Source organism: Corynebacterium sp. HMSC075D04, assembly GCF_001815635.1.
In the GTDB taxonomy this organism is placed as follows: Bacteria; Actinomycetota; Actinomycetes; order Mycobacteriales; family Mycobacteriaceae; genus Corynebacterium; species Corynebacterium coyleae.
On the sequence record NZ_KV821304.1, the window covers coordinates 25,995 to 29,894 of the forward strand.

Annotated in this window: 4 protein-coding genes; 2 read left to right on the forward strand and 2 right to left on the reverse strand. The window is 57.1% G+C overall.

Going from position 1 to position 3,900, the window contains the following annotated elements:
• Nucleotides 1-174: 174 nt before the first annotated feature.
• Entirely contained in the window at nt 175-648 is a 474-nt protein-coding gene (locus HMPREF3048_RS02625) for a recombinase family protein (protein WP_080972893.1), read from the reverse strand.
• Between the two features lie 35 nt (nt 649-683).
• On the opposite strand from HMPREF3048_RS02625, the gene HMPREF3048_RS02630 reads away from it, so the two are divergent.
• Nucleotides 684-1,220, forward strand: a complete 537-nt coding sequence (locus HMPREF3048_RS02630; protein WP_246817468.1) for a hypothetical protein — start codon at nt 684-686, stop codon at nt 1,218-1,220.
• A gap of 169 nt (nt 1,221-1,389) precedes the next feature.
• Here HMPREF3048_RS02630 and HMPREF3048_RS02635 read toward each other — a convergent pair whose 3' ends face one another.
• Nucleotides 1,390-2,913, reverse strand: a complete 1,524-nt coding sequence (locus HMPREF3048_RS02635) for a SulP family inorganic anion transporter (protein WP_070771107.1) — start codon at nt 2,911-2,913, stop codon at nt 1,390-1,392.
• A gap of 204 nt (nt 2,914-3,117) precedes the next feature.
• On the opposite strand from HMPREF3048_RS02635, the gene HMPREF3048_RS02640 reads away from it, so the two are divergent.
• Nucleotides 3,118-3,522, forward strand: coding sequence for a MerR family transcriptional regulator (locus HMPREF3048_RS02640; protein WP_048733850.1), 405 nt, complete (start codon nt 3,118-3,120; stop codon nt 3,520-3,522).
• The last annotated feature ends 378 nt before the right edge of the window (nt 3,523-3,900 follow it).

Here is a 3,900-nt window from a genome sequence, read left to right on the forward strand (position 1 = left end):
ACATGGCAGTGCTCCTTTGCACGAATACGGGGTGTATGTGGTCAATCCCGTATTCGGCCCGGCTCTGCCGGTCGCAGGCGTATCCCAGCAGTGCAGCACTCATGTGTGCCGAGCGTCGCTAGCGCAGCCTGATGCCTTCTCGCCGGGTGCGAGCGCTAGCGACGCAGCCTGTGCTTAAGCGTCGGCTTCGATGCGCTTGAGAGCGCGATAGATCGTCGGCCGCGAGACGTTAAAGGTGCGCGCTACAGCGCTGACGGACTTGCCGCCGTCGATAAGCTCCTTGGCCATCTGCGCCTGCTCAGCGCTGAGCTTCGGCTTGGGGCCGGCGACCCTGCCCTGTGCGCGGGCGTGCGCCACGCCCTCACGGGTGCGCTGGACAAGCAGGTCACGCTCCCACTCGGCAAGACTTGCCATGACGTTGATAACCACCTTGTCGGTGGGCTTCGACGTGTCCAGCGCTGGCTCCAACACCTTGACGTTGATGTCACGCTCGGCGAGGTCAGCGATGGTGTTCACGGTGTCCGCGAGGCTGCGGCCGAGCCTGTCCAAGCGCGTGACAACGAGCGTGTCGTCGGGGCGCATGTACGCCAGCGCGTCATCAAGACCAGGCCGTTGCCAGTTGGTGCCGGAGATGGTGTCTGAGTAGATGTGGTCCGGGTCGCAGCCAGAGCCTGAACGCTCAGATGACTTCGAGCCTGACTTCTAGCCTGGAACCGCTGGTAGAAGTAGCTGTATCTGAGGCAATGTCGAAAGAGCCTAAGAGCCTGCACGAGGCAGCAGAAGCCTCTAAGAAGGCTCACAGCGCTCTGCTCCAGGAGAAGGAGTCCAACGAAAAGCTGCTGGAGGAGATACGCGCAGAACGCAAGCAGTATAACGACGATATGGAAAAGTCGAACACGAACTTTATTAAGGCCTGCATGTCTGCCTCGTGGATTGCAGCCAGTGTTCTCTTCGTTGCTATCGCACTCGTTGCTGTCGGAGCCTTGGGGAACGGGCTGCTAAGTATGCTCGGCATACCCGACGGCGTGTCTGCCTTGTGGGGTCACGTCCAGGAGGCCAACGGCATCGGCCCAACACTGGGCTGGTTGGCGTTAACACTTATCGTCATAGGGGTTCTTATAGCGCTTATGACCTGGATGTTGTCCCAGGCTGCGCCGGGTATTGCTCACTTAGTCGAGGAATACCGTCGCAATCACCCGAGGAAAGAAACGAACCACTAACTAGAACACGTGCACCGTAAAAAGTAAAAATCCCCACAACACAGCGTAGCGGTTAACCGCTACGCTTCTTTTATGCTCTTCCTATGCCCCAACTTTGCAACAGCACCAATAAACTGGCGCCCCGGTTATAAGTTGGGGCGCCAAGTCGATGTGCTCGAGTCGGGGGATGTTAGTGGCCGGTGCCAAGCCGGCCAGACAGGCGGTTCAGCCGGTCCTGACTGGGACCGTCGAGCCCGATAATGGACACGGTTTTGCCTCTGTCCTGGAACTTCTGCGTAATCGCGTCAAAGGTCGCGACCGTGGAGGCATCCCAGATCTCCGCCTCAGTGAGATCAATAGTGATATGACGGGCAGAATCGGTGTAATCAAAGCGATAAACCAGGTCATTGCTTGATGCCCAAAACAACTGGCCATGCACCCGGTAGGTACGAGTATCAATCTCGCCATCGCCGTCGCCGTCGATCTCGGAGACCTTTTCAATGGAAGCGATATGTGCCATCCGACGGGCGAACATGATCATCGCGGTGACCACACCCAACACCACACCAATGGCCAGGTTGCTGGTGGCTAGGGTGGCAATAATCGTCACGGCCATAACAATGGTCTCAGAGACCGGCATGAGTTTAAGGGTGCGTGGATGCACCGAGTGCCAGTCGATGGTGCCGACCGAGACCATGATCATGATTGCCACCAGGGCAGCCATCGGGATCATGCCAACGATGTCGCCCAGTGCCAGGACCAGGACCAGCAGGAACACACCGGCTAACAGGGTGGATAGGCGGGTACGTGCCCCGGATTCGCGGACGTTGATCATGGTTTGACCGATCATCGCGCAGCCACCCATGCCGCCGAAGAAACCGGAGGCAATATTAGCCACCCCCTGTCCCCAGGATTCACGAGTTTTATCGGAATGAGTGTCGGTGATGTCATCGACGAGCTTGGCGGTCATCAACGATTCCATGAGACCGACCACGGCCATGGCCAGGGCATAAGGCGCGATGATCTGCAGGGTCTCCAACGTCCACGGCACGTTCGGAATAAACAGGGACGGTAAGGTCTCCGGCATCTTGCCCATGTCCGAGACCGTCGGGACAGTCAAACCGGCGGCAATGACCAAACCGGTGAGCACGATAATCGTGACCAGCGGGGCGGGGATCACACTGGTGAGCTTGGGGAAGAAAATCATGATCACCACACCCAAGCCGACGAGTGGGTAGACTATCCAAGGCACATCAATGAGGTGTTCGAGTTGGGCGGTGAAAATCATAATGCCCAGTGCATTGACGAAACCCAGCATCACCGATCGGGGGATAAAACGCTGAAGTTTCGCCACACCGAGGGCGCCGAGCACGATTTGTAGGACACCGCCCAACAGGACGGTGGCGATGAAATAATCCATCCCGTAACCACGCGCCACAGGAGCAATGACTAGGGCAATAGCCCCGGTGGCGCCGGTGGTCATTGCCGGGCGGCCACCGGTAAAGGCGATCGCAATGGCCATGACTACCGAGGAAAACAGACCCATGGCTGGGTCAACACCGGCAAGGATGGAAAAGGCAATGGCCTCAGGGATCAGCGCCAGGGATACCGCCAGTCCGGCCAGAATCTCTATACGGATACGGGCGGGGGAAGAAAATGCGTAACGGAAGGATGCGATGATCCCGGTAGGGGCATCAGCGCCGTCTGGACTCAGGAGGGGGCGGGGGCCGCCGTGCTAGTTTCAGTCATAGATGTCCAATCTTTGAGGGGATAGGTAACTGGGCGAACGCCCGAAAGGAATCCAACCCTCTAGTAACTTTAGGTTTGGTGATGGTGGTCATGGTAGCGGGAGTTTTACTCAACCGCCAACCCAGGCACAGGAACCCGTGGGCAACATCACCGTGAAGGAGAACAGGCAATGCAAAACAGTAATTTCAAGATCGGCGAGGTCGTTGACCAGACGGGGTTGTCGATTCCCACCTTGCGTTATTATGACAACGTCGGCCTGATTACCCCATCGGGGCGTAGCCCTGGTGGGTTCAGGCTTTATAGTGAGGCTGATGTACGTCGTGTTTTGCTGGTGCGACGGATGAAACCGCTGGGGTTTACTCTGGATCAGATGCGGGAATTCCTGGAAGCTGCGGAGATTCTTCATAGTTCAGATGGCGGGCAGGACAGTGATACCGCACAGCAGGCACGGAGTAATGCCAAGGCCACCCTTGCCGACATTCGTGAGGAGACGCGCACCCGCTACGAAAAGCTACGCAAGCAAATTGCCTACGCTGAGGAATTCCTCGATCTGGTCAACACCCTGGTACCCTAAACTGCCCCCATCCTTCGCAGGGAGAAAAAGACCATCGTATTGAATGCGCTCTGTCGAATCGCGTTCCAGATGAAGTGGACGAACGCCCGCGGCCTCTCCGGAGTGGATGGCGATAGTACAGAGGACTTCTGAAATCCGTGCAGACGACTCCTCAAAACGACACAGTCATCCAAGGTCACAAAATCGAAAATTGTCACTTAACCCCATCACTTCCAAACCGGCTTAAGTGACAAAATGCCATCGCTAAAGTCCCGATTTGAGTCCCAGGACGTGCGCCTTAAGAGAAATAACTAAAGCCCCTACCAGTGTTTCTCCTGGTAGGGGCTTGGAAGTTGGTAGCGGGGGCAGTGTCCGAAGTCACGACATATTTGACGGGGT

Bases quoted from the DNA above. Each gene is read 5' to 3' on its own strand.
- HMPREF3048_RS02630 (WP_246817468.1), top strand. From the start codon at position 684: ATGACTTCGAGCCTGACTTCTAGCCTGGAACCGCTGGTAGAAGTAGCT.
- HMPREF3048_RS02640 (WP_048733850.1), top strand. From the start codon at position 3,118: ATGCAAAACAGTAATTTCAAGATCGGCGAGGTCGTTGACCAGACGGGG.